This window comes from Lacticaseibacillus pantheris DSM 15945 = JCM 12539 = NBRC 106106 (genome assembly GCF_001591865.1).
In the GTDB taxonomy this organism is placed as follows: domain Bacteria; phylum Bacillota; class Bacilli; order Lactobacillales; family Lactobacillaceae; genus Lacticaseibacillus; species Lacticaseibacillus pantheris.
Genome location: NZ_BCVS01000024.1, coordinates 1 through 26,308, shown reverse-complemented (window position 1 = coordinate 26,308; position 26,308 = coordinate 1). Strand labels below are relative to the sequence as shown.

At 52.6% G+C, this 26,308-nt stretch carries 29 protein-coding genes and 1 tRNA gene; 5 read left to right on the top strand and 25 right to left on the bottom strand.

Going from position 1 to position 26,308, the window contains the following annotated elements; all coding sequences use genetic code 11:
• The first annotated feature begins 203 nt into the window (after positions 1-203).
• Positions 204-1,541, top strand: a complete 1,338-nt coding sequence (locus tag LPA02S_RS04240) for an N-acetylmuramoyl-L-alanine amidase family protein (protein ID WP_054650680.1) — start codon at positions 204-206, stop codon at positions 1,539-1,541.
• A gap of 52 nt (positions 1,542-1,593) precedes the next feature.
• Here the strand turns inward: LPA02S_RS04240 and LPA02S_RS04235 are convergent, their stop codons facing one another.
• The 7 genes from LPA02S_RS04235 to LPA02S_RS04205 all read right to left on the bottom strand — a co-directional run bounded on the left by LPA02S_RS04235 (position 1,594) and on the right by LPA02S_RS04205 (position 7,552).
• Complete coding sequence (locus tag LPA02S_RS04235; protein WP_056956871.1) at positions 1,594-2,235, bottom strand: HAD hydrolase-like protein; 642 nt, start codon at positions 2,233-2,235, stop codon at positions 1,594-1,596.
• A 1-nt stretch (position 2,236) separates the two neighbouring features.
• Positions 2,237-2,683 (bottom strand): D-aminoacyl-tRNA deacylase, encoded by a 447-nt coding sequence (dtd, locus tag LPA02S_RS04230; protein WP_054650684.1) that lies wholly within the window; start codon positions 2,681-2,683, stop codon positions 2,237-2,239.
• Positions 2,684-2,702: 19 nt separating this feature from the next.
• Positions 2,703-4,937 carry a RelA/SpoT family protein gene (locus tag LPA02S_RS04225; RefSeq protein ID WP_056956869.1) on the bottom strand — a complete coding sequence of 745 codons (2,235 nt, stop codon included), beginning with the start codon at positions 4,935-4,937 and terminating at the stop codon, positions 2,703-2,705.
• Between the two features lie 107 nt (positions 4,938-5,044).
• Positions 5,045-5,377 carry a hypothetical protein gene (locus LPA02S_RS04220; protein WP_056956867.1) on the bottom strand — a complete coding sequence of 111 codons (333 nt, stop codon included), beginning with the start codon at positions 5,375-5,377 and terminating at the stop codon, positions 5,045-5,047.
• On the bottom strand, positions 5,355-6,122 hold the full coding sequence (locus tag LPA02S_RS04215; protein ID WP_056956865.1) for an RsmE family RNA methyltransferase: 768 nt from the start codon (positions 6,120-6,122) through the stop codon (positions 5,355-5,357). The genes LPA02S_RS04220 and LPA02S_RS04215 overlap by 23 nt, the downstream gene beginning before the upstream one ends.
• Entirely contained in the window at positions 6,123-7,031 is a 909-nt protein-coding gene (prmA, locus tag LPA02S_RS04210) for a 50S ribosomal protein L11 methyltransferase (RefSeq protein ID WP_056956863.1), read from the bottom strand.
• A gap of 23 nt (positions 7,032-7,054) precedes the next feature.
• Complete coding sequence (locus tag LPA02S_RS04205) at positions 7,055-7,552, bottom strand: DUF3013 family protein (protein ID WP_054650690.1); 498 nt, start codon at positions 7,550-7,552, stop codon at positions 7,055-7,057.
• Positions 7,553-7,683: 131 nt separating this feature from the next.
• Here LPA02S_RS04205 and LPA02S_RS04200 point away from each other — a divergent pair, with 131 nt between their 5' ends.
• Positions 7,684-7,917: a hypothetical protein gene (locus tag LPA02S_RS04200; RefSeq protein WP_054650692.1), complete on the top strand. Its 234-nt coding sequence runs from the start codon at positions 7,684-7,686 to the stop codon at positions 7,915-7,917.
• Positions 7,918-7,971: 54 nt separating this feature from the next.
• On the opposite strand, the gene LPA02S_RS04195 is transcribed toward LPA02S_RS04200, so the two are convergent.
• From LPA02S_RS04195 to LPA02S_RS04150, 11 genes are all read right to left on the bottom strand, one after another.
• A complete protein-coding gene (locus LPA02S_RS04195; RefSeq protein WP_056956861.1) occupies positions 7,972-9,405 on the bottom strand; it encodes an APC family permease in 1,434 nt (477 codons plus the stop codon).
• 203 nt (positions 9,406-9,608) lie between these two features.
• Entirely contained in the window at positions 9,609-10,010 is a 402-nt protein-coding gene (locus LPA02S_RS04190; protein WP_156302149.1) for a hypothetical protein, read from the bottom strand.
• 140 nt (positions 10,011-10,150) lie between these two features.
• Entirely contained in the window at positions 10,151-10,369 is a 219-nt protein-coding gene (locus tag LPA02S_RS04185) for a hypothetical protein (protein WP_156470986.1), read from the bottom strand.
• Positions 10,370-10,489: 120 nt separating this feature from the next.
• Complete coding sequence (locus LPA02S_RS04180; RefSeq protein WP_225350316.1) at positions 10,490-12,073, bottom strand: BCCT family transporter; 1,584 nt, start codon at positions 12,071-12,073, stop codon at positions 10,490-10,492.
• A gap of 197 nt (positions 12,074-12,270) precedes the next feature.
• Positions 12,271-12,858: a sugar O-acetyltransferase gene (locus LPA02S_RS04175; RefSeq protein WP_054650698.1), complete on the bottom strand. Its 588-nt coding sequence runs from the start codon at positions 12,856-12,858 to the stop codon at positions 12,271-12,273.
• Between the two features lie 243 nt (positions 12,859-13,101).
• Positions 13,102-14,250, bottom strand: coding sequence for an MFS transporter (locus tag LPA02S_RS04170; RefSeq protein ID WP_056956857.1), 1,149 nt, complete (start codon positions 14,248-14,250; stop codon positions 13,102-13,104).
• 60 nt (positions 14,251-14,310) lie between these two features.
• Positions 14,311-14,601 carry an ArsR/SmtB family transcription factor gene (locus LPA02S_RS11485; protein ID WP_082405431.1) on the bottom strand — a complete coding sequence of 97 codons (291 nt, stop codon included), beginning with the start codon at positions 14,599-14,601 and terminating at the stop codon, positions 14,311-14,313.
• Positions 14,602-15,069: 468 nt separating this feature from the next.
• Positions 15,070-15,291, bottom strand: coding sequence for a helix-turn-helix domain-containing protein (locus tag LPA02S_RS04165; RefSeq protein WP_054650702.1), 222 nt, complete (start codon positions 15,289-15,291; stop codon positions 15,070-15,072).
• 94 nt (positions 15,292-15,385) lie between these two features.
• A complete protein-coding gene (locus tag LPA02S_RS04160; RefSeq protein ID WP_225354975.1) occupies positions 15,386-15,985 on the bottom strand; it encodes a DJ-1/PfpI family protein in 600 nt (199 codons plus the stop codon).
• A gap of 119 nt (positions 15,986-16,104) precedes the next feature.
• Positions 16,105-16,566 carry an HIT family protein gene (locus LPA02S_RS04155; RefSeq protein WP_082607918.1) on the bottom strand — a complete coding sequence of 154 codons (462 nt, stop codon included), beginning with the start codon at positions 16,564-16,566 and terminating at the stop codon, positions 16,105-16,107.
• Positions 16,567-16,779: 213 nt separating this feature from the next.
• Complete coding sequence (locus LPA02S_RS04150; RefSeq protein ID WP_056956855.1) at positions 16,780-17,811, bottom strand: zinc-binding alcohol dehydrogenase family protein; 1,032 nt, start codon at positions 17,809-17,811, stop codon at positions 16,780-16,782.
• Between the two features lie 99 nt (positions 17,812-17,910).
• On the opposite strand from LPA02S_RS04150, the gene LPA02S_RS04145 reads away from it, so the two are divergent.
• Entirely contained in the window at positions 17,911-18,255 is a 345-nt protein-coding gene (locus tag LPA02S_RS04145; RefSeq protein ID WP_054650706.1) for a winged helix-turn-helix transcriptional regulator, read from the top strand.
• Positions 18,256-18,369: 114 nt separating this feature from the next.
• On the opposite strand, the gene LPA02S_RS04140 is transcribed toward LPA02S_RS04145, so the two are convergent.
• Both LPA02S_RS04140 and LPA02S_RS04135 read right to left on the bottom strand, forming a co-directional pair.
• Positions 18,370-18,457 (bottom strand) — tRNA-Ser (locus LPA02S_RS04140).
• Between the two features lie 91 nt (positions 18,458-18,548).
• A complete protein-coding gene (locus LPA02S_RS04135; protein WP_056956854.1) occupies positions 18,549-19,088 on the bottom strand; it encodes a hypothetical protein in 540 nt (179 codons plus the stop codon).
• A gap of 354 nt (positions 19,089-19,442) precedes the next feature.
• Here LPA02S_RS04135 and LPA02S_RS04130 point away from each other — a divergent pair, with 354 nt between their 5' ends.
• Positions 19,443-19,883 carry a hypothetical protein gene (locus LPA02S_RS04130; protein ID WP_056956853.1) on the top strand — a complete coding sequence of 147 codons (441 nt, stop codon included), beginning with the start codon at positions 19,443-19,445 and terminating at the stop codon, positions 19,881-19,883.
• 95 nt (positions 19,884-19,978) lie between these two features.
• Here the strand turns inward: LPA02S_RS04130 and LPA02S_RS04125 are convergent, their stop codons facing one another.
• Together LPA02S_RS04125 and LPA02S_RS04120 are read right to left on the bottom strand one after the other, a co-directional pair.
• Positions 19,979-20,293, bottom strand: coding sequence for a DUF960 domain-containing protein (locus LPA02S_RS04125; protein ID WP_054650712.1), 315 nt, complete (start codon positions 20,291-20,293; stop codon positions 19,979-19,981).
• 2 nt (positions 20,294-20,295) lie between these two features.
• A complete protein-coding gene (locus LPA02S_RS04120) occupies positions 20,296-20,811 on the bottom strand; it encodes an aminoacyl-tRNA deacylase (protein WP_054650714.1) in 516 nt (171 codons plus the stop codon).
• A 142-nt stretch (positions 20,812-20,953) separates the two neighbouring features.
• Between LPA02S_RS04120 and LPA02S_RS04115 the strand changes: the two genes are divergently transcribed.
• Complete coding sequence (locus LPA02S_RS04115) at positions 20,954-21,289, top strand: hypothetical protein (RefSeq protein ID WP_054650716.1); 336 nt, start codon at positions 20,954-20,956, stop codon at positions 21,287-21,289.
• 92 nt (positions 21,290-21,381) lie between these two features.
• Here LPA02S_RS04115 and LPA02S_RS04110 read toward each other — a convergent pair whose 3' ends face one another.
• From LPA02S_RS04110 to recQ, 3 genes are read right to left on the bottom strand one after another with little or no spacing between them, the layout of a single operon-like run.
• Positions 21,382-21,909, bottom strand: coding sequence for an adenine phosphoribosyltransferase (locus LPA02S_RS04110; protein ID WP_054650718.1), 528 nt, complete (start codon positions 21,907-21,909; stop codon positions 21,382-21,384).
• Positions 21,910-21,921: 12 nt separating this feature from the next.
• The gene (gene recJ / locus LPA02S_RS04105; RefSeq protein WP_056956852.1) at positions 21,922-24,210 is read right to left on the bottom strand and encodes a single-stranded-DNA-specific exonuclease RecJ; all 2,289 of its coding nucleotides are present in this window, start codon (positions 24,208-24,210) and stop codon (positions 21,922-21,924) included.
• Between the two features lie 49 nt (positions 24,211-24,259).
• Positions 24,260-26,065, bottom strand: a complete 1,806-nt coding sequence (recQ, locus tag LPA02S_RS04100) for a DNA helicase RecQ (protein WP_054650720.1) — start codon at positions 26,063-26,065, stop codon at positions 24,260-24,262.
• Positions 26,066-26,308: the final 243 nt, after the last annotated feature.

Below are 26,308 nucleotides of genomic sequence, written 5' to 3'. Positions count from 1 at the left end.
GGAGCGCCCCACGAAAGCCGTAGCTAACCAGCCCGGCCAACGCCGCTGGCACTCATCCCATAGTTGCTAAACCGTAAATATTTGTGATTGTGTGGTCATTCTTCCCGATAATCACACTGATTTTGTTATACTAGGATTTGTTTAAGTAACGGTGAACGGGATCAACCGATCGCCGTTTTATTACCACAAGGAGTTGTGTCAACATGCGTAAGGAACAACGCGAAGCCAATCGGGCCCACCTCAAACGGTGGCCCCTCATTATTACCACCAGTATTCTTTTAATTATCGCCATCGCGACCACCGCAATGTTGGCCAACACCCAGAATGTGGACGTGGATGCCACCGTCGTCAACGTGCGTCAAGGCCCCGGCCTTTCGTACGGCGTCGAGGGGCAGGTCACCCACGGTACCCAATTAGCTATTATCGATAAACAAAATTCGTGGTACAAAGTGCGGATGCCCGGTAACCGTGTTGGGTGGGTTGCCAGTTGGTTAGTGAATAATAACGAGGCCACCACCGGTGCAGCCAAATCTGGTGTAACTACGGCCGCCGTCAACGTGCGGGCCTCCTCAACCGAGAGTGCCAGCAAGCTAGGCTCACTAAAAGCTGGAGCCGCAATCAAAGTGGTCTACCAGGAGGGTGCCTGGAGCCAAATTATCTATGATGGCACCGCTGCCTGGATTAGTAGCAAGTACGTGAAACTGAGTGGGACCAGCACGACCGTTTCCACCTCGGACCAGGCCGTTGCTTCGGCGAGCGCCGCCGCTGCTGCCAACTTAACGGTTAAGACAAAGCGCACCGCTAACCTACGGCACACGGCCGGAATTAACGGCTCCGTAGCCAAAGAGCTCCCAGCTAACACTAGTCTGGCCGTCGTTGGTGAAAGCGGCGACTGGTACGAGGTTAAGACCAGTGATGGCACCACGGGATACATTGCGAGTTGGGTCGTCTCCACGCCTAGCAATGGGGCCAGCACCGCCACCTCCACGAGTCTAGCAGAGGCCACCATCGTGCTTGATCCTGGCCATGGGGGTAGCGATACCGGCGCCCTTTCGACCACGGATAAATACGAAAAAACATACACCCTCAAGACGGCCGAGGCTATTCGCTCCGCCCTCGCCGCTGCGGGGGCCAACGTAGTCATGACCCGCAGCAATGACAGCTTTGTCAGCCTAGCGAAGCGGCCTAAAATTGCGCATCAAGTCAAAGCGGACGCGTTTATCTCGATCCACTTTGATTCCACGCCTGACACTAACGAGGCCAGCGGTCACACCGTGTACTATTACAGTTCCAAGAAGGACATCAGCCTCGCGCGCAACCTCAACGTTGCCCTCAAAGGTGTGGGTACGCCTAGTCGCGGTATCGAGTTCGGCGACTTTGAAGTGTTACGGGACAACAAGCAGCCCAGCGTATTACTAGAGATGGGTTACATTAATGACGATACGGATTTCAGCAAAATTCAAACCACCGCTTACCAGCAAAAAGTTGCGAACGACGTGGTGAACGGATTACGGAGCTACTTTGAGAGTGGCTCGCGGTAGCATCTAAAAAGCTTTGCAGCATACCCACAAAACGGGATGCCGCAAAGTTTTTTTAGTCCATCATTTGTGCTAACCGTGCCAATGCCGCGGGCACCTCAGTCAGTGCCGTGACCGTCTCCGTCGCGGCAGGAGCAGCATGCAGACCATCTATGTCGATGTAGATGGTGGCAAAACCCGCGGCCTTACCTGCCGCCACGTCTAACGCGCGGTCCCCCACCACGACCGTCCGGTGGGCGCTTAACCCGAACTCGCGTTGTAGGTATAGCAGTGACTCGGGGTTCGGCTTACGCGCAAAGTGCATGCTGATTGTGGTCCCGCCAGCAAAGAGGCCGCGGAGATTGTTGCGGTCAAGCAACCGCCACGCAACGTCATCGCGATGCGTCCACAGGAAGTTGCGACCACCAGCCTTCACCACCGCATCCAGTGCGGTGCGTGCGCCCGGATACGGTAGCGGTTGGAGGTTGGTGTCGTGCTCCTTGGCGTGGTACGCCTGGTCGAGGCCGGCCAGCGTTGCGTCCGGGTGCGTTTGGGCAAAGTCACGGAGGATAGCGCGAACCGAATCCTGCTTGGCCGCGACTAATAGTTCCTCCGTAGTGCGCTGGTCACCGTAGCCAGCGAGAACCGCCCGTAAAGCGGCCATCATCCCCGGATACGTGTCGAACAGCGTCCCGTCAAAGTCCCAGATTACGTCCACCCTACATCGCCTCCGTATCCATCGTCATGGTCACCGGCCCGTCGTTAGTCAACGTCACCTGCATGTCCGCGCCAAATTCGCCCGTAGCGACGGTAACGCCTAACCGTGCGAGTTCCGCATTAAAATGTTCGTACAGCGCGCGCCCCAGTTCGGGACCCGCCGCGCCGGTGAAGCTCGGTCGGTTACCCTTTTTCAGATCAGCATACAGCGTGAACTGAGAGATGGACAACACCGCTCCTCCCACGTCTAACAAGCTACGGTTCATCTTGCCCGCGTCGTCGCTAAATACGCGGAGTTTAACCAGTTTTTGCGCCAGTTTATCCGCTTCTTCCGGTGCGTCGTTGGGACCGACGCCGACTAATACCATGTAGCCGCCATCGATAGCACCCACTACTTTGCCCGCGATGGCCACGCTGGCGTTACTGACCCGTTGCGCGATTATTCGCATAAAATCCTCCCCAATAAAGTTAACCGTTAGTACGCTTAACCTCGTAGATATCCGGTACGTTCTTGATGGCCTCCATGATGCGTTCCAAGTGAGCCAGGTTGTTGATGCCCACCGTTACGTGAATGTCCGCCATCTTGTCGTGGTCCACACGCCCGTTAATGTTGTTCAGGTTCTTGGTCTGGGCATTCAGTACCTGCAACACTTCATTGAGCAGGCCGTTGCGGTTGTAGCCGTAAATTTCCAGGTCCGCGTTGAAGCTCTGGTTCTGATCCGTCTTGGACTGCCAGTGTACCTCCAGCAACCGGTTGGCCTCTTCAGGGTGCGCCGTGATGTTCGGGCAGTCTGCGCGGTGAATAGTCACCCCACGCCCCTTGGTCACGTAGCCCACAATTTCATCACCCGGCACCGGCAGACAACACTTGGCCAGGTGCACCAGTAAGTTGTCGACACCCTCAATGATGATGCCGTCATCCGTCACTGATTGGCCCGCGTGCGGTTGTTTGCGCTCCTTAGCCACCGTGGTGACCTTCTGGTTAGACTCTAGAATTTCCCGTTCACGGTCGCGCTGGTCCTGCTCCTCCTTGGCGTGTCGCTGTTGCTCGGTCAGGCGGTTGGCCACCACCTGTGCGGTGAGTTCGCCGTAACCAATGGCGCTCATCAATTCGTCTTCCGTATTGAAATTAAACCGGTTGAGAGCCGTCTTCAGTGGCGCACCGGTCAGGAAGTCCCCCGGGTGCAGACCCATATCGAGTAGCTGGTGCTCCAGCATGTCCCGGCCCTTTTCGGCGTTTTCGCCTTTGTCCGCCTGCTTAAAGTAGCGCCGGATTTTGTTCCGCGCGCGCGACGTGAATACCTGGTTAATCCAATCGCGGCTGGGCTGGCTATTGCTGGCCGTCAGCATCTCGACGATGTCCCCGTTTTTGAGCTGGTAGGTGAGCGGCACAATTTTGCCGTTCACTTTGGCCCCCACGGTGTGGTTACCCACCTCCGTGTGCACCATGTAGGCAAAGTCGAGCGTATTACTCCCCTTGGCGAGTTCGTAAACCTCACCCTTCGGAGTAAAGACGTACACACGGTCCGTGAAGACGTCACCCGTGACGCTCTTCATGAAGTCGTGCGCATCCGTGGACTCATCCCCAATTTCCAGGATTTCCCGGAAGAGGTCGAGCTTCTTCCCCGCCGCGTCGTACTGCACCTCGCTGGTCTGGCCTTCCTTGTAGGCCCAGTGCGCTGCAACCCCATATTCAGCGACCTGGTGCATTTCTTCGGTCCGGATTTGTACTTCCAAAGGTTTGCCTTCGGGACCAATCACCGTGGTATGGATACTTTGGTACATGTTCGCCTTGGGCATGGCAATGTAGTCCTTAAAACGCCCTGGCATCGGCTTCCACTCGGTGTGAATGGCACCTAGTACCGCGTAACAATCCTTAATGGACTTGGTGATGACCCGCACGGCGAGGAGGTCGTACAGCTCATCAAATTGCTTATGCTTATCGCGCATCTTCTTGTAGATTGAGTAGATGTGCTTCGGCCGCCCATAGATTTCGTATTCAATGTGCAGGTCGGCCAAACCGCGTTTGATGTCCGTAATGGCCGACTGAATGTACTGCTCCCGTTCGGACCGCTTGGAGTTCATCAGTGAGGCAATTCGGTGGTACTGCTGCGGGTTCAGGTACCGCAACGATAAATCTTCGAGCTCCCACTTGATGGTGCTAATCCCTAGTCGGTCAGCCAGCGGGGCAAAGATGTCCAGCGTCTCCTGGGCAATCCGCCGCTGCTTGTCCGGTGGCATGTGCATCAACGTCCGCATATTGTGCAGACGGTCGGCCAATTTGACCATGATGACGCGGAGGTCCTTAGCCATCGCAATGAGCATTTTGCGGTGATTTTCGGCCAGCTCGTCTTTGTGGGCAACGTATTTGACCTTGCTCAGCTTGGTCAGACCGTCAACAATCACCGCAACGTCACGGCCGAACAGCTCGTTGATGTCGCCCAGAGTCACTTTGGTGTCTTCAACCACGTCATGCAGGTAACCGGAAGCCACCGTCGCCGGATCCATGTTCAGCTGGGCCAAAATACCGGCCACCTGAATCGGGTGGATGATGTACGGTTCGCCACTCTTCCGTAGCTGATCCTTGTGGACGTACGCCGCAAAGTCATACGCCTTTTGCACGAAGGCCAAGTGTTCTTCATTCATGTACTTTGCGCAGATATCATAAACCTGTTCCTGCGTCAGTTCTGGTTCTTCAGCCATTGCCACCGTCTCCCTAATGAGAAAAAATCGGAACAAACGAATCTTTGTCCCGACCTCCTACACTCAAAATTTCTTAATTTAAATATAACCCGGATAGCATAAAAAAACTAGTCCTTTAGCCAAGCAAGCGCGCTAATCACAAGGTAGATAGGCGCCATCCAGTAATCATACTTCGTGAACCGCAGGAAAACCATCAGCGCAAACAGGATGGGGAACACAATGATGGTCCACCAAGGTAGCTGGTGCTGCTTAATTTGGCGACCAATCCACCAGGCAAAGATGCTGTCGAGAACGATGAATAGTAGCCCGACCCGCCAAGCAACGGCCATGTGCAAAAGCTTGAAGATGTACGGGGCCACGAAGGCCATGACGACGCTGGTCAAAATAACCAGTGGGAGTGGCCGCTGCCACCAAGTGTTAATTTTTTTCAGAGTTGACAAGATGTTGTGAATCCTCCTGTAGTTCAGTATATGTGGATATGGCCGCGAGTAAGTACCACGGCGCGGTCTCCGTCCGTAAAATTCGGGGTCCCAACCCTGCATTAACAAAACCGGCTGCGTTTAAGGCCGCTACCTCTTCGGGGGCGAGCCCGCCTTCCGGTCCAAAGACGGCCAGTAAACTCCGGGGGTGCGCACTCACCGTTTGGATTAACTGCGCGTGTTCACCCTGTTTGGCTGATTCTTCGTAGGCGACCAGCTTGGCATCGGCGTCCAACCGCATGACGGCGTCCAGTAGCGGAACAAAGCCCACGGTTGGTACAACGTCACGATGACTTTGTTCTGCCGCCGACTGGGCCACTTGTTGGAGGCGCGCCACCTTCTTGGCGGCACGATCCGGTAACCAGCGCGCGGTGGCCCACTGGGTGTTCACGAACAAAACGCGTGTGACACCCAGCTCCGTGGCCTTTTGGACAATGAGCTCCGCCTTTTGCCCCTTACTAATGCCGCAAACGATGGTCACCGCGACCGGCAACTCGTGGTTGGCAGCAATCCTTTGCTCCACGCGGACGGTCAGTGGGTCGATGCCCGTAATTGTTACCACAAAGGCGTGGCCCTGCGCACCGGCGAGTTCAAATTGTCCACCCACCTGCATCCGTAAGACGGTGATGGCGTGATGTTCAACGGCACCATGGAGGGTGACGCTGGCGCCTTCGGTCAAAGACTCATCAGTAAAGTACCGCTGCACCTACGCCACCTCCCCGTCTGGCCGGGTAGCCAGTAATGCCACCCACTTACCATCGGTGATGGTAGTCGTCACCACTAAACCCGCGTCGGTCAGCCATTGACGGACGCGGGGTTCCTTAGCCAACAGAATACCAGACAAAATTAGCTTCCCACGCTCAGCAAGCACATGTGGCACCTCAGGGACCAGCCGTTCCAAAACGTCAGGGAGGATATTAGCGAGCACCAAGTCGAATTGCTGGTCGTCTGGTACCGACCGCAGTAAGTCGCTCGCGATGACGGTGATGTGGCTAACGGGATTCAGCGCAATGTTCTTTTCGGCGCTAGCCACCGCGACTGCATCAATATCGGTCGCCAGTACGCTCCCTACGCCTAGCCGTTCGGCGGCAACGGCCAGCACGCCGGAGCCAGTACCGACATCCAGCGTCCGTTCCCCACCGCGCACAACAGCTTCGAGAAGTTGGAGCACGAGTCGCGTAGTCGGGTGGGTGCCGGTGCCGAAAGCCTGACCCGGGTCCAACCGCACGACTAGCTCACCAGGTTGTGACGGGGAATATTCCTCCCAGCGCGGGGCGACGGTGAGGTACCGTGTCAACCGGACGGCGTGGTAATACTGTTCCCACACGTTAGTCCACTGGCCATCATCGATGGTCGTAGTCGCCACCGTGCCAGCGCCGCCCTCCAGGCCAAAGTCGGACAGATGGTTCAATCCGTCACGCACGCTAGCCAATAGTGGTGCAGCGTCAGTATTTGACGGTATGTAGGCCGTGACCTGGACGGTTTGGTCGTCCAGCTCCGGGTTGGTTGCTTGGTCGTCAATTTGTACACCGCCGACCGCTAGTTCCGCAAACATGTTTGAGACCGCTTCGCTTGCGTCAATACTCGTCGTCACCGTGATGGCAGTCCATTCCACGTGCTATTCCTCCAATTAACTAATTAATACTTAGGGTAAGGCAGGTAAACATCCAGCTTTGCGTCTGGCTCTTCCGCCACGGCGTTGGTTAACTGGCTTTGGCTAAAACCGACCGTAAACTCATCGCTATCACTGGTACCATCAACAAAGTCGAGCAGGTCACTCTCCCCTTCATCCAAAACGGTCTGGAAGTAGTTGAAGAAACCATCAACGGTTGCCTGATCGATCCCCTTTTTGCCGCTGAACGGAATCACTGTGAGGTAATCATTGACGTAATCGTGCCCGTCCATGCGTGTCTCGTCGTAGAACAGCACGGCGTCGGTGTATTGCACCTTACCGTCGTCCATAACGGAGCCGTCGTTGTCTTCAATATCAAAGTCGGCGCTGGCGAGCACCGTCATGGTGTATTCCAATTCAATGACGTGGGCGTCCTTATCCCAGTTGAGGTTCAGGTCACCATCAAAGTCCATCGCGTCCATTTTGCTGCCAATATAATCAAGCATGTTCATCTGCGTTGCCATTTTACGTCCCCCTTAGTCCGCAAACTCCATTAATGACGTTAATTCTACCGCACTTTAGCTGTAGACAAAAGCAATACGCAGGGTGTACGGTGCAATTACACAGAATTTTCGAATTTACGGAGGCTATCATAATGGAACAATTAACCGAGCAACAGCGAATGCTACGTGCGCGGATTAGTACCGCGGCGGATCAGGCCGTGAGCCGTAACTTTACGGAGAACCTCATCGCAGACCGCGCGGACGCCTGGGCTAAGGCATTGGGCCACACACCCAGCACCGCGGAGTTAACCACGTTTACGCTGAACGAGTTTCGTGGCTTGATGGAAGATACCTTATTCCGAATTATGGATGGGGAGCAACGATAAAACAGCGTGCGGATGTCGTCCTCCCGGAGAAGGATGGCAACCGCACGCTGTTTTTTAATGTTGGTTAAGTGCTGAATGACGCACACCGTACGCAAAGTAGATGATTAAACCCACCACGAACCAAATTCCGGAATAAACTTTGGCCTGGACGTCGAGGCCCATGAACACCACGAGTGCACCCACAAAGGCCAGGGCCGGTAGCACTGGATAGAATGGCATTTTGAACGCCGGGTCGGCAATGTCGCGACCCTCCCGTGGACGCAACCGGTAAATACCGAGCGACACGAACATGAACGCGATTAGCGTCCCGGCAGAAATTAGTTCGGACAGGAATTCAAACGGGAAGAACGCCCCGATCGCCACAGCAATCACGGATAAGACTAGCAATGCATGGTTAGGCAGGCCGTCTTTGCTCGTTAGCTGACCGAGATAGCGCGGCAGCATGCCGTCCCGACCAAAGCTGTACAGCAGACGCGATCCCGCCATCATCATCCCGATGAGGGCGGTGAACATACCGATAACGGCCACCCCTTCAATGACGGTAGCGGCAACAGTGTGTCCCGAGTGCCGTAGTGCCCACCCGACTGGCTCGGCGATACCCGCATAGTGAGTATAGTGGAACATGCCCACCAGCACTAACGACACCGCCATGAACAAAGTTACGGCGATGATCAAGCTACCAATGATTCCGCGAGGCATGGTCTTTTCGGGATTCTTGGCCTCCGCTGAGTTGGCGGCAATGGAGTCAAAGCCGATGTAGGCCAAAAAGATTGTGGATACCCCCGCGTAAATACCCCGCCACCCTCCAAACGCAGAACCGTCGGCGTTGGCGTGGTACTTGGGGACAAACGGTACGTAGTTTTGCACGTGGATGGCGCTCAGCCCGATAACGATAAATGCGAGGATAGCCAATACCTTGAGGACCACCAACACGTTTTCGACGCGCGCCGCCTGCCGGACGCCGTGCCACAGGATGACGGCACACACTACAACGGCAATCACGGCGACGATGTCCACCAGGCCGCCTTTGCTACCGAGCGGGTTGGCCAACGCGGCGGGGATGCTTAACCCAAAGGAGGCCAGCAAACCCCGAAAATTAGCGGACAAACCTGACGCGACGAAGGCAACCGCGATGAAGTACTCAGCCAGGAGGGCCCAGCCGGCAATCCAGCCGAAACCCTCCCCAAACACGACGTTAATCCACGAATAAGCGGAACCCGCGAACGGCATGGCCGCAGCCATCTCGGCGTATGCAAAGGCGACGAGGCCGGCGACAATCGCAGCAAACAGGCAGGACAGTGCGACCGCGGGGCCAGCGTGCTCGGCTGCCACGATTCCCGGCAGGGTGAAAATTGTGGTTGAAACAATCGTACCCACCCCGAGCGCCAGGAAGTCTTTGACTGTTAGCACGCGCGGCAGGTGTGAATCTTTGTCCTCGTAGACACTGGGATCCTCCTTCTGCGTCATGCGGCGGATCAATTTAAACATGAATCAGTAACCCCCAATATTGAGAATCGACCAGCAAATGCGTGAGAGCAAGCCCCCCGATTTCTCGCGTAAATATCAAAACAATCCAATAATTTTCCCATGGTCAGGGGTGGATGTCAAACGCACTTGCGGGTAACATCAGCCGCTGTTCGGAGCAGGCGCTCAACAGGAGCCGCCACGTCAGTACCGCTGGCAGCATTCACCTACTGCAACGCTTGCGGCTTGTTTAGGCGTTGGCGGTTACCAGTGTTAATCCGCCAGACACCTTCGCCAACCACCGGAATCCGCATGCGTACCTGATTCTTCTTTTGGTATACCCACATGGTGACGTGTTGATGCGCCTTGACGTCGTAGAGCACGTACCGGTAACGCCAATGATTGACGTTTTTGCCCTGCACACGGCGCACTGACGGTGCGTCCCCCGCCACTTTACTCAGAAAGTTCACGTCCCGCTGACTCTTGACGGTGCGGATCATCCGCCCAGCGCGGTTGTATACCCGTGCGTAGTCGCCGCTCTTGGCCGCCGGTAACCCACGTTGCGTTCCACACGCTGTCACACTCATTATGGTTACCACCATCAAGACGCCGAATATGATTCGCCTCATACTTGTTCCCCCTCATCCCCATTTAACCCAACATCAATCTGTTAACACCATAATAATAGACGTTAATGATAGCGCTTTCCTCGGACTTAAGGCGGAACCTGACACACACTAGCCCATTACTTTATTAGCTCTGCGTACTCTCATGATTTGCGCACCATATACATACTGATGATGTATCCCAGCGTGCCAAAAGCAAACGTTCCCAAAGGAATCCAGAATGACGCCGTACCATCAAATACCCGCGGAACGAATAGCACCGTGATAGTGCCCAAAATTGCTACGTCGGCGATGCCCCCAATTAGCCACGCCACTTGCCGCCCAGACTTTGGCACCATGATCATGCCCCCCAATGTGTACATTTTCCCTTCTGTCTATAATCGCTTTTATTGTATGCCCTTCCATATCAGCGCACAATAAAAAGCCCCGCAACGAATTGCGAGACTTGATTGAATTTTTAATTTACACGTTAATGTAATCAGCTAATCATCAATTGAATTATGCGCAACCGGCATCCGCGTGGTCGCTCTGACCTTGTGCCGCACAACCGCTTTGGCTGGTGCGGGCGCGACGTCGTGGTCGCGAACCAGCACTTGCCAAGTAGAAACGATGAGGAGTCCCGAAACAAAGATGAGTGGGAAACCAGCCACCGAGCAAATCGCCTGCACCGTTTTGAAGCCGCCCACAAACACGATCCCGAACGCGAATAACATGAAGATTCCCATCCATACTAGTCGGTTAACCAGGCTAGGTTGCTGGGTCGGACGGAGCCGCGTTGAGGTAAACGCCGAAACGATGTACGCCGACGAGGACACGGTGGTCGCCAGGAAGATGAAGCACGATGCGGCGTAAACCACCAACATCACGTACTTCAGCGGCAAAGTCGACAACACTTGTGCAATCGTCGCCGCCTGTCCCTGGGTGTTAAGTGTGTGCAGTAAGTCTACCGCACCGCTTTGCTGTAGAAACAGAGAATAGCCACCCAGAATGGCGTAGAAACTCATGCAGCCCAGGGCACCGTAGCCCAGCATACCCAGGATTACCTGCCGCACCGTCCGGCCCTTGGAAATCCGGGCAATGAACAGTCCCATGAACGGCATGTACGTGAGCCACCAACCCCAGTAGAAGACCGTCTCGGACTTCACCGGATCAACGCTGTGTGCCATGCTCGTCGTGAAGCCAGTACTCATGGCCACAAAGTGTGTCACTAACAGGCCGATGCTGTGCACTTCCGAGCGAATGATGGAACCAGTCGGGCCCACCATCAGGACGATAATCAGAAAACCAATGGCCGTCCAAATATGCGCCGCACTCAGTTTGTCGATGCCACCGCGTAGGCCGCGTACCATGGTTAACGCAAAGATGGCCAGCAATACGATGAACATCCCCAACTTTAACCAGATGGTGTCGTCAATGTGCGTCAACTGCGCAATGACTTTGGATAAGACGGGAATTTCCATCCCGACCGACGAGCCAATACCACCCATAATGCCGAACACGACCAAGAAGTTAACGCCGAGGCGGAGACCCCGCTTGACGGAACCCTTGCCCTGCAGCATGGGGATAGCGTCGCTGAGCGCCATCACGTGAACGTGCTTAACGAACATCATGTACGCGATGAGGACGGCAGCGGAGGCAAACATCATCCACGCCATTGGTCCCCAATCAAATTGCCCGAGCATGTGCGCATTTTGGTAGTTCTGTGCCGATAACGCTTTGGCCCCAAAGAGTGGGTGTTGCACGTACCGGAGTGGATCCACCATGCTCAGCATGAGGATGCTGGCGTCAATCGCCGTAGCGAAGACCATGCTCCCCCACTGGAAGTTGCTATACTGCGGCTTGTCGTCCGCCGCTCCCAGTTTGGTGCGGCCGAAGTGGCTGCAGGCTAAGTAAATGAAAAACACAAAGTTGACAATGTAAATGCCAAAGTATAACCAACTAAACCGGGCAGTGATGAATGTCATTAGTGCTGCCAGCGCGGCTTTGAGTTGGTTGCCACCAAGTAACAGCGTCACGGACATGATTAGAAACAACGCTACCGTTGGTACAAAGAGACACTTATTGATGTTATGTCGATAAAAAATAAAGAACTCCTAGTTCCCGTCGACCCCCATTGTAAACACGTTCCTGCCGGGCAACGGGTCATAGGCGCAGTCGGTAGTACCAGTAGCCATGTTTTGTGATGGCCGCAAGGGTCCGGATTTAACCAGACAATAGCGTATTCGCAATCACCAAATCAGCACGAACTACCGCGCGACTTGGCCTAGTTCTTATTGTCAGTAATCACTTCACCGTGTTCATCCAATCGGCGGATGACACACGCAGGGTTACCGGCAATTACGACATCAGAAGGAAAGGACTTGGTTACCACCGACCCGGCGCCAACCACAACGCGATCGCCTAGAGTTACCCCGGGCAAAAGCGTCGCGTGACCACCAATCCAGATGCTGTTACCAATGGTGATGGGCTTACCCATTTCCACATCCGCGTCACGCTGTTGCGCGGACAACGGGTGGACCGGCGTGTAAAAACCAACGTCGGGGCCAATGTAGCAATGGTCCCCAATCGTAATTGGGCACGTATCCAGCAACGTCAGACGGTAATTGGCGTAGAAGTGATCACCAATGTGCACGTTGAAGCCGTAGTCAAAGGTAATACCCGCCTCGGCGAAGAAATCATCCCCCGCCTCCGCCAGTAATGCTTTGGCCTGACCATTGCGGGCCTCATTGTCGGTTAGTTGGTTGATTTGCAGTAACTGCTCACGGACCAACTTACGCCGAGCGATTAGTTCTGAATCAAATTGTTGATATGGCTGACCAGCAGTCATCTTTGCTCTTTCAGATATCATCATGTTATTAGCGTACCACTGATGGCGGCATTTGTGAAAAATGGGCACAAATGGTAGCTGTGAATTATCAGTCGAGCTTGCCCAATAACTCTGCGGTTATGTGAGTTGCTCGACCGTCTGGCGCAATAAGCTTAGGCTTTATAACGCTTTCTCAGAAGGGAGCCATTTCCAGGCAAACTCTGGGAAAAACCACAACCAACCGGGTCAAATATTAACTCAACAATAATACGTTGCAAGAGTCACGAATTATGACGCCGTCGTATTCAGTGCCCCATGGTACCAGTACAACATCCCCCCAAAAGCAATGACAATCGCGGCAAACCACGCAATACCAGTAAATCCCCACGCATTGAAAAGCAGGCCACCAATACCACCCGCCATAGTTTCACCCAAGTACATCGCGGCATTTGCCAAGGAGCTCATGGTACTACGAGCGTTTGCGACGGTTTGTTGTAAAGTGGTCATTAACAACGGGAAGATAAGGCCATTAAACACGTAAACAGTAGTCACCATAATCTCACTAACAATGAAACTAGGTGAAAAGGTTAACCCAATATAGAGTACGATTAAGGCAACAAAACTCAGTGCAAGCGCCCTGGTGAACGACACTTTCTTTGCCCAGTACCCACTAAGTAAAGAGCCCAGTAAATTACCAGCACCAATACCAATCATTGCCGTGCCGACCCCGGTTAGTGTTAGACCAAAATCGCGAGTAAACCAAGTAGAAATAAACGTGATTGCCGTGAAACTACCGGTTTGAAAAACAAAGTAGGCCGCTAAATAACTCACCGCTTTGTGGTTACCAATGACCTGCTTATACGTCCGCCAGAAACCGATGTGAGCATGTTGGCTAGGGAGAGCAGGTAATGCTTGCCAGCATACAACCATCAGCAGTACCGCTGCGCCAGCAATCACGAAAAACGGTGTGTGCCAGGAACCCGCAGCCAGATAACTGCCAATTGGAATCCCAACTAACTGTGCGACTGACAATCCGGCCGTTGCGTATCCCATCACCTTTACAATCTGCTTTGGCTCAACGACATCAGGAATTGATGCCCATACCTGCGGCGTAACGAAGGCGGCAGCCACGCCGGCAAGGAAACGAAACAATAGCATCAGCCAAAAGCTGGTGGCAACCCCGCACAGTGCTGTTGACACCGCAAAGCCGGCCAGCCCATAAAGCAAAATCTGCTTACGGTCATGTTGGTCCGAAATTGGTCCTGAAATCACGGCAAAGCCGGCGTATCCTAGTGCGTAAGCCGACACCAACCAGCCCGAAACGGCGGTAGATATACCGAATAACCGGCTAAGTGTCGGTAAAAGTGGCGAGACTAAAAATGTATCCGTCCCTATCAAAAACATAACCAGAAAAAATAAACTCGAATAACGACGCATAGCATTCTCCTTGTGCAACTGTTTTATAACAATCGAACTCTAGGACGAAAAAAATACCTTTTACAAGGTATTTAAAAATCCGGGTAAATACGTATCAAAGGTGCTCAGCCTGAGTTCAACATACTTGTTGGGCCCGCTTTTGCGAGTAGTCGTAAGCCCCGCTTCACGTAGAGTACGGAAGTGATACGATACAGTGGATTTTTGAATGTTCAACTGTTCGCCAATTTCACCACAGTTCATCTCACCGCGGTGCTTGTATAGCATCCGTACGATTTTTAAACGCATCGGATCCGCTACTGCCTTTAAAATAATTACTCTAGATTCGTCATCACTTAACTGTTCGATTGTCATGAAACTAATATAGATTACCGATTGGGCTTTGTCAATCCTCGCTTAACCCCACAAACTCTTAGAAGTCATTCAATTCTATAAACATTGCTACAGCCTGTGCCGAGCACGGCAGCCAATTTGATGGTATAGGTGTAACTACAGTTCGGTTAGTGATTGCACAACAGACTGGCGTATTATGGCCGTGATTGATTTGCGATTGAAAGCTACAAACAGGATTGCTATGGTTCAAAAAAACGGCATAGGCGCCAACTTACGCAGTTGGTACCCATGCCCGGAGTTTTATTGTGGAGCCTAACTTTTACGATGAGCAAAACCACCTTTGGCAGCATTAATCGCATTCAGGACTTGGGGAAATCCTACACGTGGCCCCTTTCGTGATGGAGGTGGCAGTGTGCGCGAAATTGGTATTTAAAACAAATTGTGTTGAAGACAATTAAAAGTAAACATAGTTTGGACGAATTTAAAAACCTAGTTGTTTTGTTCCACTTTGCGAGGATCTGGCTGTCCGGTAGCGGCTTCCATGCCGGCAACGGTGACAACTAATTGGTGGTCATCAAATTTACGCCATGATCCCTTAGGCCATTTATGCGGACTTTGCTTCAGGCTAGTCCTAACGTATGTCTTGTTTTTACCCCATATTTCTGCGGCCTCACGTGCGCCTAAAATTTCAGTACTATTTAGGTCAATCATTTTTTACTCCCACTCCCATTCAGTGGTCCGTTATCTCAAAATTACTACTCGGGATACACGAGCTCACAGATTCACGGTAACCGAGGATTCAAACTTACGCGTACGGATTACCGTATTTCTCACTGTATGCATAATAGCCCATCCGGTACAGGTCCGTGGTGCGATTGATACTGTCATCATCCGCGAGACCGACCATTTTCAAAGTTAAATTTGCAAATTCCAGCGGTGCTGTGCCGTTAGCAGTAACCAGATTCCGGTCACGAATTGCTTGCTGCTCTATGAAATCGTCCCGATTGACGTATCGTGAAAAATCATTCCATAAATATTGAGCGTTACCAGTATGCTTAAATTGCGAAAGTAAACCTCCGCGGGCCAAAAAGTCGACTGCCCCGCAGATAGCGGCAGTTTTTTTGTCCGCCCCTAGTCTTTGTCCAATAACGTTTGTTAACCGCTCGTCATCTGTATCCCAGGAATTTCCTCCGATCATAACCACCAAATCGGATTGTTCCGAAAGCTTGTACAAATTAGTCGAAGCTTCGACCTTCAATCCGCCGATGGACACCGGTTCCGCAACGTCTGAAGCAAACTCCGTGGTCCATAAATTAGACTGATTGAGCTGACTCGCTAAATATGCGGGTTCCCAATCAGCCCACTCATTGCGTAACACAAATACCGCTTTTTTCAAAATGTCCATCTCCTAGTAAATACCTATAAGTATACACATGTAAACAAATTAGGTTTCAACTTTGATTGCCACTTTTCTGGTCAACGTCAACTGCATGGCCAGTGTTAATTGCGAGGAAACACGGTATATCAGTTCAATTGCATCAATTCAGAGTTAAATTGATCAATTAATTTAATCACGGCCCGGTCGCTGGGATAGCCTCTGAGCACATCGAATTCGTAGTGTTGTTTTTTCGGGATTACCCCGCGCACCCCGCCTCGCGGATTGGGCGTATCACCCGTAAACCGCGGAATCAGATGACAATGGAAGTGCATTACCGTTTGCCCAGCCGCCATACCACAATTCCACCCGACATTATAACCATCGGGATTCTGCTTAAGATCCAGAAGTTGCCTACCCTCATCAAGGAGTTTTAGCATATCCGAACGCTCGGTCTCGGTGAGGTCAAAGAAGGTTTCCGCATGCCGCCGGGGAATAATCAGGAGATGTCCCCGCGACACAGGGCTCAAATCAAAGAAGCCAATACAGGTGTTATTTTGTAATATAACTTTGTTATGTTCGAGATTACAAAAAGGACAATCATTACTCATAAAAATTAGCCTCAATCTTTCAACTTAGTTACATTGAGTCTAGCAAATACCGTTGGAATGATTGTAATCCCCGCTCTATGGGGAACGCAATAGTGCGCAGAGGCCAACCGCCTTTACACTTGCTAAGCCAACCCATCCCAGACTGTCCGACTGGTATCTTAGCGAAGCTTTTTACACACCATGTGAAGCTCGTATTTTTAATCAACGCCTTGGTTACTCGGCTTTAATCACAACCTTACCAATCATGTGTCCCCCAGCCACCAACTTGAACGCCTGCCGCAACGATTCCGGATTCAGGCCGTTAAACACTTTGGTGGTGGTTGGCACAATCACCTTTGCCTGTAGTAATTGCCCAATCTGATCAAGGATTTCGTGTTGAGTAATCATGTCATCAGTTTGATAGTAGGATTTGCTATACATCCATTCCCATGCAAAGGTGGCGCGCTTTTTCGTCAGTTTTTTCAAGTCGATTGGGTGACGATTTTCCGTAATTGAGACAATGATCCCACTCGGCCGAATTAAGGTCGCCATTTCGTTAAAGTGCTCGTCTAGTTTACTCAGCCCGAGGATATAATCCACGTTTTTAATACCTAACGCATGTACCTGCTTCACCAAATCTTGGTGGTGATTCACAACTAGTCCCGCGCCATGTTGCTTCGCCCACGCAATGCTTTGCGGATTGGAGGCTGTCGCAATGACCCGTAATCCCGCATGGTTGGCTAATTGCGTGGCGATGGAACCGACACCGCCGGCACCGTTAATAATTAGGAGTGTTCTCTGCCGATTGTGTTTAATGTCGGCGATTGACAAGTGCATTTGTTCAAAGAGCGCTTCATACGCAGTCAAAGACGTCAGCGGTAATCCGGCCAGCTCCTCATCCGCAAACTCTTCTGGAGCATGACCAACGATGCGCTCATCTACTAACTGAAAAGTTTGGTCACTACCATCCCGACGAAAGTCTCCCGCGTAAAATACCCGTTGGCCAACGTTAAACAGGGAAACCTGTTCGCCCACGGCCACGACCGTTCCGACGGCATCCCAACCCAGAATCTTCGGCGTAGCACGCGGCCGCCGTATGCCGGCATAAACCCCAACATCAACGGGATTAACTGACACCGCAGCGATATGCACTAACAAATCGTGTCCGGTGGGAATTGCTGTATCCCGCTTAACCATACTAAACGCATTAACATCATCAAAACTGTGGCGCTGATACGCACCAATAATTGTGTTGATTGCTTTCATTTCAAATCACCCTTTCGAATCAACCATAGTTGGTCGAATGCTAGATGGCAATCCTGAGAATTTTGTAAGTATGGCGTATACTGACGTTGAGGTGATAGCATGCAACGCCATATATATGATTGCCGGCCCGGCTGTCCGGTAGAAAGTACACTCCAGCTAATCTCCGGGAAATGGAAGTGCGTAATCCTCTTTCACTTGATCAAAAAGGATGCGATCCATTTCGGCGAGCTTAACAGAATTATTCCAGCCTGCTCTGAACGTATGTTGGCACTCCAGTTGCACGAACTGATCGCCGACGGTATCGTATTGAAGCACACAGACCCAGGTAACAATTTGGTGACTGATTATCAGTTGAGTGCGTTTGGTGAGACCTTGACACCAGTCATTGCGGCAATGGAGACCTGGGGCAATCAGTACAATGCTGTGATGAGCGCACATAAATAAGCGTACTAACCATGTAAAACAACATATCGATAAAATATTCTGACCGAAAAAAAAAACCTCGAAAGCGCAAGACCATTAAGGTCAACGTTTGCGAGGCTTTATCAATTAAAAATAAGGAGAGTACAGGATTTGAACCTGCGCGCCGGTATTAGCCGGTTCGACGGATTTCGAGTCCGTTGCATTACCACTCTGCCAACTCTCCATAACAACAATAACAATTATAGCAAAGCCACTTAAAAGATGCTAGCTATTTTCACAATTATCGTGTTATTTAATCATTCAACCACTCAAATCTAGTTGCTACTACTTGCCGAGCTGCTGGAACTACTGCTGATCTTGGCGGTATTTTGTACCGCTTGGCTGTACGTCACCAGCGAAGTTGGGGTGTGACCGCCAAAGCTTTGCCGACCAATCGTCGACGAAGTTTTGAAGAACTTCTTGGTCGCCGTGTTGAACTCCGTTTGGTTATTATCCCCTACCGCGGTCAGGACGGCCTCCGCATCAGTCACATAGCCAGATAACGCCTTGGTTGTGTCCGCATTGGTACTGTTGTTCTTTAACTCTAGGGCTAAGTCTTCCAACTTAGCCCGGTTTTTCTTCAAAGTTGGCTTGAGGTCGTCAATACTCGTACCGTGCACCATTTTCAGAAGCGGATTAACGGCCAGATCACAGATACGGTCGTACCGACTCTGCAACTGCGTATTCGTGTACTTATGCGTGACCAATGTGGTTGACGAACTGCTGGACGAATTCTTGCTACTCTTTCCCTGTCCGCACCCCGCTAAAGCCAGTCCGCAAACCAAACATACGATTATTAAATAGTTTTTTTTCATGTTTATCCTCCACTCGCTATCCCTGTTATTTTGCCACAAACGGCACAATTAGCCAACGTTTGTATTTAAAGTAACAGCCGTTCGATAATAATTAATTTAATGCTTATACTAGACAATCATTTTTGGTTATGCTAATCTTTAATTTGTAATCGATTACAGTAAAAATGGTTTTTGCTTATGGTACCAGAAGCCCGTCGCAGAGCGTTTTGCAACACGTGTTGGATTCAGTTACACACGCGTGGCCTATTTTTAAATCGTGCCCGTCGCCTGTCGTGACACCGTTCACCAAGTGCGTAATGCTCATCACTATTCGTGGGCAAACAGCCCACCCCAAAAAACAAAGGAGAACTCATTATGACTGCAAATACAACGTCAATCCAGCCACTAACCACTTCTTTGGAACGGCTGCTGATATTTAAAGAAGTATTTAACCAACATATTCATACCTGTGAAAACATCATTACCGGTAATTGCCTCGCACGCGATACGCTTGGTGACCTCAAAAAGTACCTGATGCGTAACCTAATGCACTTTAACCCGCTGGTACAGTCCCTGCGTACGGTCCACGTGCCGCGTACCTACCAATGCGAACTAGATAACATTGTGCGGGCGGTCAACCGCTATCGGAATGCCATTGAGGATATCGTTGACGCCATTGATCCAGAATCCGTTGACCAAGTGCCCTTCCGGATGGGAGTTAAGCAAAGTACTGCCCTCGACTGGATGACTGGCGCCTATATTGATGGTTTGCGGCTACAGGCCGGTCAGTTCGGTTATTGCGGTATGGTGGGCTAACCGGTGATAGTGAATACAGATGAACCACAGCAAAACGAAATGGGCTAACGCGACTTGAGAAAGTTACGTTAGCCCATTTTGTGTGTTCGGTTAATTTAGTGTTCATTGGCCTCTTCTGGTAAGAGGATAGTTTGAATGTCACCATCATCGTACGCCAGAACCATGTCGGGATACTCATCCCCGTAATCGAGATCCTGGTCAAAGGCCATCTCGGTATCGAGATCCTGCTGCGAGAAATGGATACTAACCTGGCCGTCGTTATTAACGAGCTTAAACTTCAACAGGTTGTCCAGTGGCACCAAACCGCGTAAATCATTATCAATAATGAACCACACCCGGTCAATCAGTTCACCAGGTATTTTGGAAATAACGCCAAATGTCGCAAAACGACTGTGTTGTGCTTCAAACATAATCATCCCTCCTCAGTGGCGGTAGCAAAGTCGGCAAATTGTCCTTTGACCAGTCGGGCCAAGTCAGCTGCCTGTAAGCGGTCCGACCGGCCAATTTCACCGGAACTGATAATTATTGTGCCCGCCCGTTCTGCCTCTCGTGCAAAATAAATTGGGTAATGGTGTCGAGCATAGATACCCAAGGGGTTATTCGCCCCGTGTTCATACCCACTCGTTTTGATGAGGTCCTTTAATGGTACCATGCCCACCTTCTTGTTACCAGAAACGGCGCTTAACCGCTTATAGTCAATGTGCATGTCCAAAGGCACTACGCCAACGACGGGACCAGTTTTATTGCCAGTCAGAACCAAAGTCTTATAAACCTCGTGCCGGGGTACATCCATCTTGGCCCCATCAATTTGCATGACATCACCGTCTTGATAGGTGTCAAACTCGACGGGGGCGTACTCCACACCCGCCTTGTCCAACATCTTTTCCACGAGCGTTTTGCTGGGGCCGCTGTGTTTCTTCTTGCTCATTCGTATTCCACCTCCCTGCACGTTATCCTTGGTTTATACTTTAGCCGAAAACATAGAAAATGCAAGGGATTGACCGAATTCCCTTCACCAGTAACCGCTTCCATGCTATACTGATTTTGGAACAACTGGAGGCGTTTTCAAGATGATTAGGGTTAAACATATTTTGGTTGCAATTTTGTTGGCGTTAATCGCCGCAACTGGCATCACATTCGTCGCTACTAGCGGCGGCAACGCAATGATTGGCCAGATTGAATTTAGCACCGCCGCTACCCCGGTTAATAGTGCAACCGGCAACGCGACGGACAGCGAACGTAACGCACAATTCAACGTTAGTTCCACGGTATCGCGCCAATTCAGCGCGCTTGCACCGTGGCTAGTTGGCGCTACCGCCATTGCGATGGTGGTCACCCCCGTGGTAGCCTTTGTAGCCATTCAACCACCGGTTCCCGCACGCGCCCGTGTGCACAGACGCGATTAGAGTCAGGAGCCACATATATCCCAGGTGTCCACACACTGGACACAAAGGGCCGCGCAATTGCGCGGCCCTTTGTGTATGCTCATCACACCTTGTTAAGCACCCTCGTACTGAGTGAGTGCCAGCAAGTCGTAATCCTTAATCTTGTCGCGACCGTGAAGATCCGTTAGCTCCACGATGAACGCGGTCCCGACGACGATACCACCGAGGCGCTCAACTAGGTCAATGGTGGCCGCAATCGTGCCACCGGTGGCCAGGAGGTCGTCGCAGACCAGCACGCGCTGTCCTGGCTGGATTGCATCTTTGTGTAAGTACAAAGTTGCCGTGTCGTACTCAAGTTGGTAACTAGCGCTAACCGTTTCACGGGGGAGCTTACCCTTCTTACGGGCCGCCGCAAAACCGACGCCGAGCTTATATGCAACCGGGCAACCCACGATGAATCCGCGCGCCTCGGGACCGGCAATCATGTCTACTTTGCGTTCACGGGCAAAGTCCGCAATTGCGTCCGTTGCCGCTGCGTAGGCCTGACCGTCTGCCATCAACGGCGAAATGTCCCGAAAGACAATGCCGGGCTCCGGAAAGTTGTCGACACTCGCAATGTAATCCTTGAAGTTAATGCTCATATGCTTGAATCCTCACAATTCTTGTCGGTACCGCAACAAAGTAGCCCGTAAATCGGCGCGTGACGCTGTCCGCAACCGCCGGGCCAGACCCAGCTGGGCCACACGTTCTTGATAGACTGGAGCATCTTCAAGCGCCTGTTTTTGTGGGTGCGATACTGTCGAAATGAAAACACCGTCGTCTATAGTAACAAATTTCAGCTGCAAAAACACCTGTACAGCGAAAATAACTTGACTGGTATCCAGATGGGTAGCTCGCGCCACCATCGGTAACTGGTGTTTATCAAAGCGCGGATGTGCGCCTAGAAAACGCAACACCGCGCCGAATTCATTCCGACTGGGAATTGCCAAGATCTGTTTGGCAGGCGCAAAGAATAGCGCACCGACGGGTAAATCAACTCGCTGAACGGTGGCCGCCAGTTCGGCCTCAGATGACGGTAAATCGACCAAAACCACATCGGTCGTGCCCGTGGTTAGCTGATTAGCCATCACGGTCGGTCCCCCGAACTGTAGACGTTGCGTAAGTTGCTTGGCCAGCCGGGGATTGAAGAACACGTATGTGTGCGCACCAGCCACCTGACTTTGGGTTAACTGCGGCATCCGCATGTCGATAACCTGATCACTTTGCATCTGGATATCTTGGACCATCAGTTGCAACGAGGTGTTGCCCTTATACGTATTGGTGGCCAGGTGGAAGGCTACCTTGACCTTCTGTGCGGCGGACAGCCCCTCCGCGAGGTCGCCGGCGCCGAAGTCTACCGCCCGAATACTGCCGCCCACCCGGAAGCGCAGGTGGCTCTTGTCCGCCCCCATCTGGGCCACATCGTCCACCGCGCTGGTATTGAGTGCAAAGCTGGGCTCCAGGTTGCCCTCGCCAAACGGGGCCAGCCGTCGCAGTTCTCGATAGGCGTCCATCGTGAGGTCCTGCACGTCAACCTGGGCCGCAATGGCTAGCTTTGGTGTCCCTATGTTCGCACCTGCCGCGTCTTTGGCCAAGGCCTCCTGCAGCGCCGCCACCTGGTCCACCGGCAGGCTCAAACCAGCCGCCATCGCGTGGCCGCCAAAGTGGGTCATGAGGTCGCGACTGGCGTTTAGACCGTCAAACAGGTTGTAACCAGCAACGGACCGGCCGCTCCCCTTGGCCGCGCCGCTGGCCGGGTCAATACTCAGGATAACTGTCGGCTTGCCGGTATCCTCAACGATACGACTCGCCACGATTCCCAGCACGCCCTGATGCCAATCCGGATGAGCCAGTACCAGCGCTGCCAAGCCGCGGTGCTGGTCATCACGGGCCATGGCGCTGGCTTCAGCGTAAATCGACTTCACCAGTGCCTGACGCTCGCTGTTGGTTTGGTTAATCTTCCCGGCCAGTAACTTAGCCTCGTCTTCGTCAAAGGTGGATAGCAACGTCACCCCCTCAGTTGCATCCCCCATCCGTCCAATTGCATTCAGGCGCGGGGCTAGGGCAAAGCCAATGGTGATCTCGTTCACCGTTGCGGGATCCACTCCGGCGGCTTCCATGAGCGCCGCCAACCCGACCCGCGGATTGTTGCGCATCATTTGCAGGCCGACCTGGACAAAAATACGGTTTTCATCCGTCAGGCTGACGACATCGGCGACCGCGCCCAGTGCGGCCAGGTCAATACTTTCAACGGGCACTTCACCGAGGAGTGCCGTCGCAACTTTGAGTGCCACCCCGGCGCCACTGAGCTGACCGAACGGGTACTCACTACCGGGGTAACGGGGATGAACGACCGCTACGGCCTCTGGCAACGTGGGTGCTAGTTCGTGGTGGTCAGTCACCACCACGTCCATCCCGTTCGCCATTGCCCACGCAATCGGTTCAGCGCCGGCAATACCGTTATCAGTGGTAATTAACAGTTGCGTCCCGGCGTTGGCTAAACGCTGGTACGCCGCCAAGTTGGGGCCGTACCCATCAGTGAAACGGTTGGGAATGTAGACCTCCGGATCCGCGCCAATACTCTCCAGCGCTTCCTTCATGATGGTGGCACTAGTGATGCCATCAACGTCGTAATCCCCGTAAATTGTGATATGTTCCCCATTTTCAATGGCCGCCGTGATTCGCGCCACGGCTTTGCCCATATCGTGCATTAACATGGGGTCGTGCAAGCGGCTCAATTCCGGCTGGGTAAAGTTGGCCCAGGCGTCGGCATCAGTAATTCCGCGCTGTACAAGAATGTTGGCCAGCAACGGGGTAACCCCCAATTCCTGTGCCACCCGCTTAATCTCCGCTGGTTCTGCCTGTGGTAATAATTGCCAGTCGTACTTGCCGCTCACATGCATCCATCCCTTCTAAACTAACCGCAATATTATAGCATACCGCGCGCTCAAATCAGGCCTCCGTATTAGCAACCGCCGCGGAGGAATCCGCGCCTTGTTCCCAGTTGCGTAACAATTCAAGGTAGGCATCGCCGTACTTGTCCAGCTTGTTTTGCCCGACACCACGAACGTTGAGCATGGCGACACGGGTGGTTGGTCGCTGGGCGGCCAGTTCCCGCAGTGTCTGGTCCGAGAAGATAACGTATGGCGGCACGTGCTGTTGTTCGGCAAAGTTGGTGCGCAACTCTCGCAGTGCCTGGAACAGGTCGTCCGCAACCGGCAAAGTCTTCGTGGCTTTGACGGCCATTTTGCGTTGCACCTGGGCTTTCCCTAACAGTACCGACACACCCTGGTCGCTCACCGACAGCGTTGGGTACTGACCCGCACCTTGATTCAAGTAGCCGCTAGCGACCAAAAAGTCGATAAATTCATTAATATGTGACTGAGTTTGACTACTCATCAGTCCGTACGTCGGTAACTCGTTGAGGTGCAGCTCCCGCACACGCGCGGTTTTGGCCCCCGTCAGTACTTGCGCAACTAGGGACTTACCAAACCGTTCCCGCATACGCTTAACGCAGCTGAGCACCTTTTGCGCGTCAACGGTGACGTCCTGAAACGCCCGTTCGTCCAGACAATTACTGCAGCGGCCACATGGCTGGCTGCCGGTTTGGCCAAAGTAGCGCAGAATGAACTGTTGCAAACAGTCCTGCGTGTTGGCGTATTGCTGCATTTCGTGGAGTTTGCGGTACTCGTTTTGTTTAAATTCATCGTCCATTTCGGATTGGTCGATAAAGAACCGCCGGATTTGGAGGTCATTGGGTTTAAAGAGCAGGATGGCTTCACTAGGTAAACCGTCACGACCCGCACGCCCAGCCTCCTGGTAGTATGATTCCAAGTCCCCGGGGACCTGGGCGTGAATAACGAAGCGTACGTTACTCTTATCAATACCCATACCAAAGGCGTTGGTCGCCACCATCACGGGCTTCCGGTCAAACAACCAGTCCTCCTGGTTGGCATTGCGGTCACCCTCGCTCATGCCCCCGTGGTAATACGTCACGGCGACGTGGTTGGCCTCCAACAAGTGGTACAGACGCTCAACTTCCTTACGCGTGCTGGCATAGATGATGCCTGACTGGTCGTTGTTCAGCTTGAGGTATTCGAGTAGGTAGGTATCTTTGTTCTGGTCCTTAATCACCCTAAAGCTCAGGTTATCACGTGCAAAGCCGGTGTTCACCTCGTTCGCGTCGGGGATTCCCAGACGTGCACGGATATCCGCCGCGACTTTGCGTGTGGCGGTCGCCGTCAGGGCAATCACGACTGGATGTGAAGGTAGCTGAGCGATCGCCTCGGTCAAGGTCAGGTAACTAGGGCGGAAATCGTGACCCCACTGGGAAATACAGTGGGCTTCGTCGACGGCGACCATGCTGACGTTGAGGGACGATAACTCGCGCAGAAACCGGTCGGAGTCGAGGCGCTCGGGGGCAATGTAGAGTAGTTGCACGTCACCCCGAGCGGCCATGGCAAAGCGGTGGTCAATCTCGGGAAATGAGAGTGAGCTATTAATGTACGTCGCTGCGATACCCTCTTCGTTCAGGGCGTCCACCTGGTCCTTCATCAACGCAATGAGTGGTGAAATGACGATGGTGATTCCCGGCATGAGTAAGGCGGGAATCTGGTAACAAAGTGACTTACCACCCCCGGTAGGCATGACGGCCAGGGCGTTTTCGCCGTTCAGCAAGTGGTTGATCACCTCTTCCTGGCCGGGACGAAACGAACTGTAACCAAATTTTTCTTTTAAAGCCGCTAAGGCGTCTTGCATATTCACTAGATGTGACTCCCCTCTGTGCTGATCATGGTCTATTGTAACAAGGAATGAGAGTGTGGAGTAGCCCGTTTAGAAAGCAAAGTGGGTTACGAACACGCGGGTGCTTTGGAACTGCGGCTTACGTGCCCTGCGCCGTGATTGCTACACCCGCACGCTCCGGCCGTCCCGGCCTCCCGCGGATTCTGAAGACAAAGACAAAACACTTTGTCTTCAGAATCTGCCGCTGTAATTCGCTGC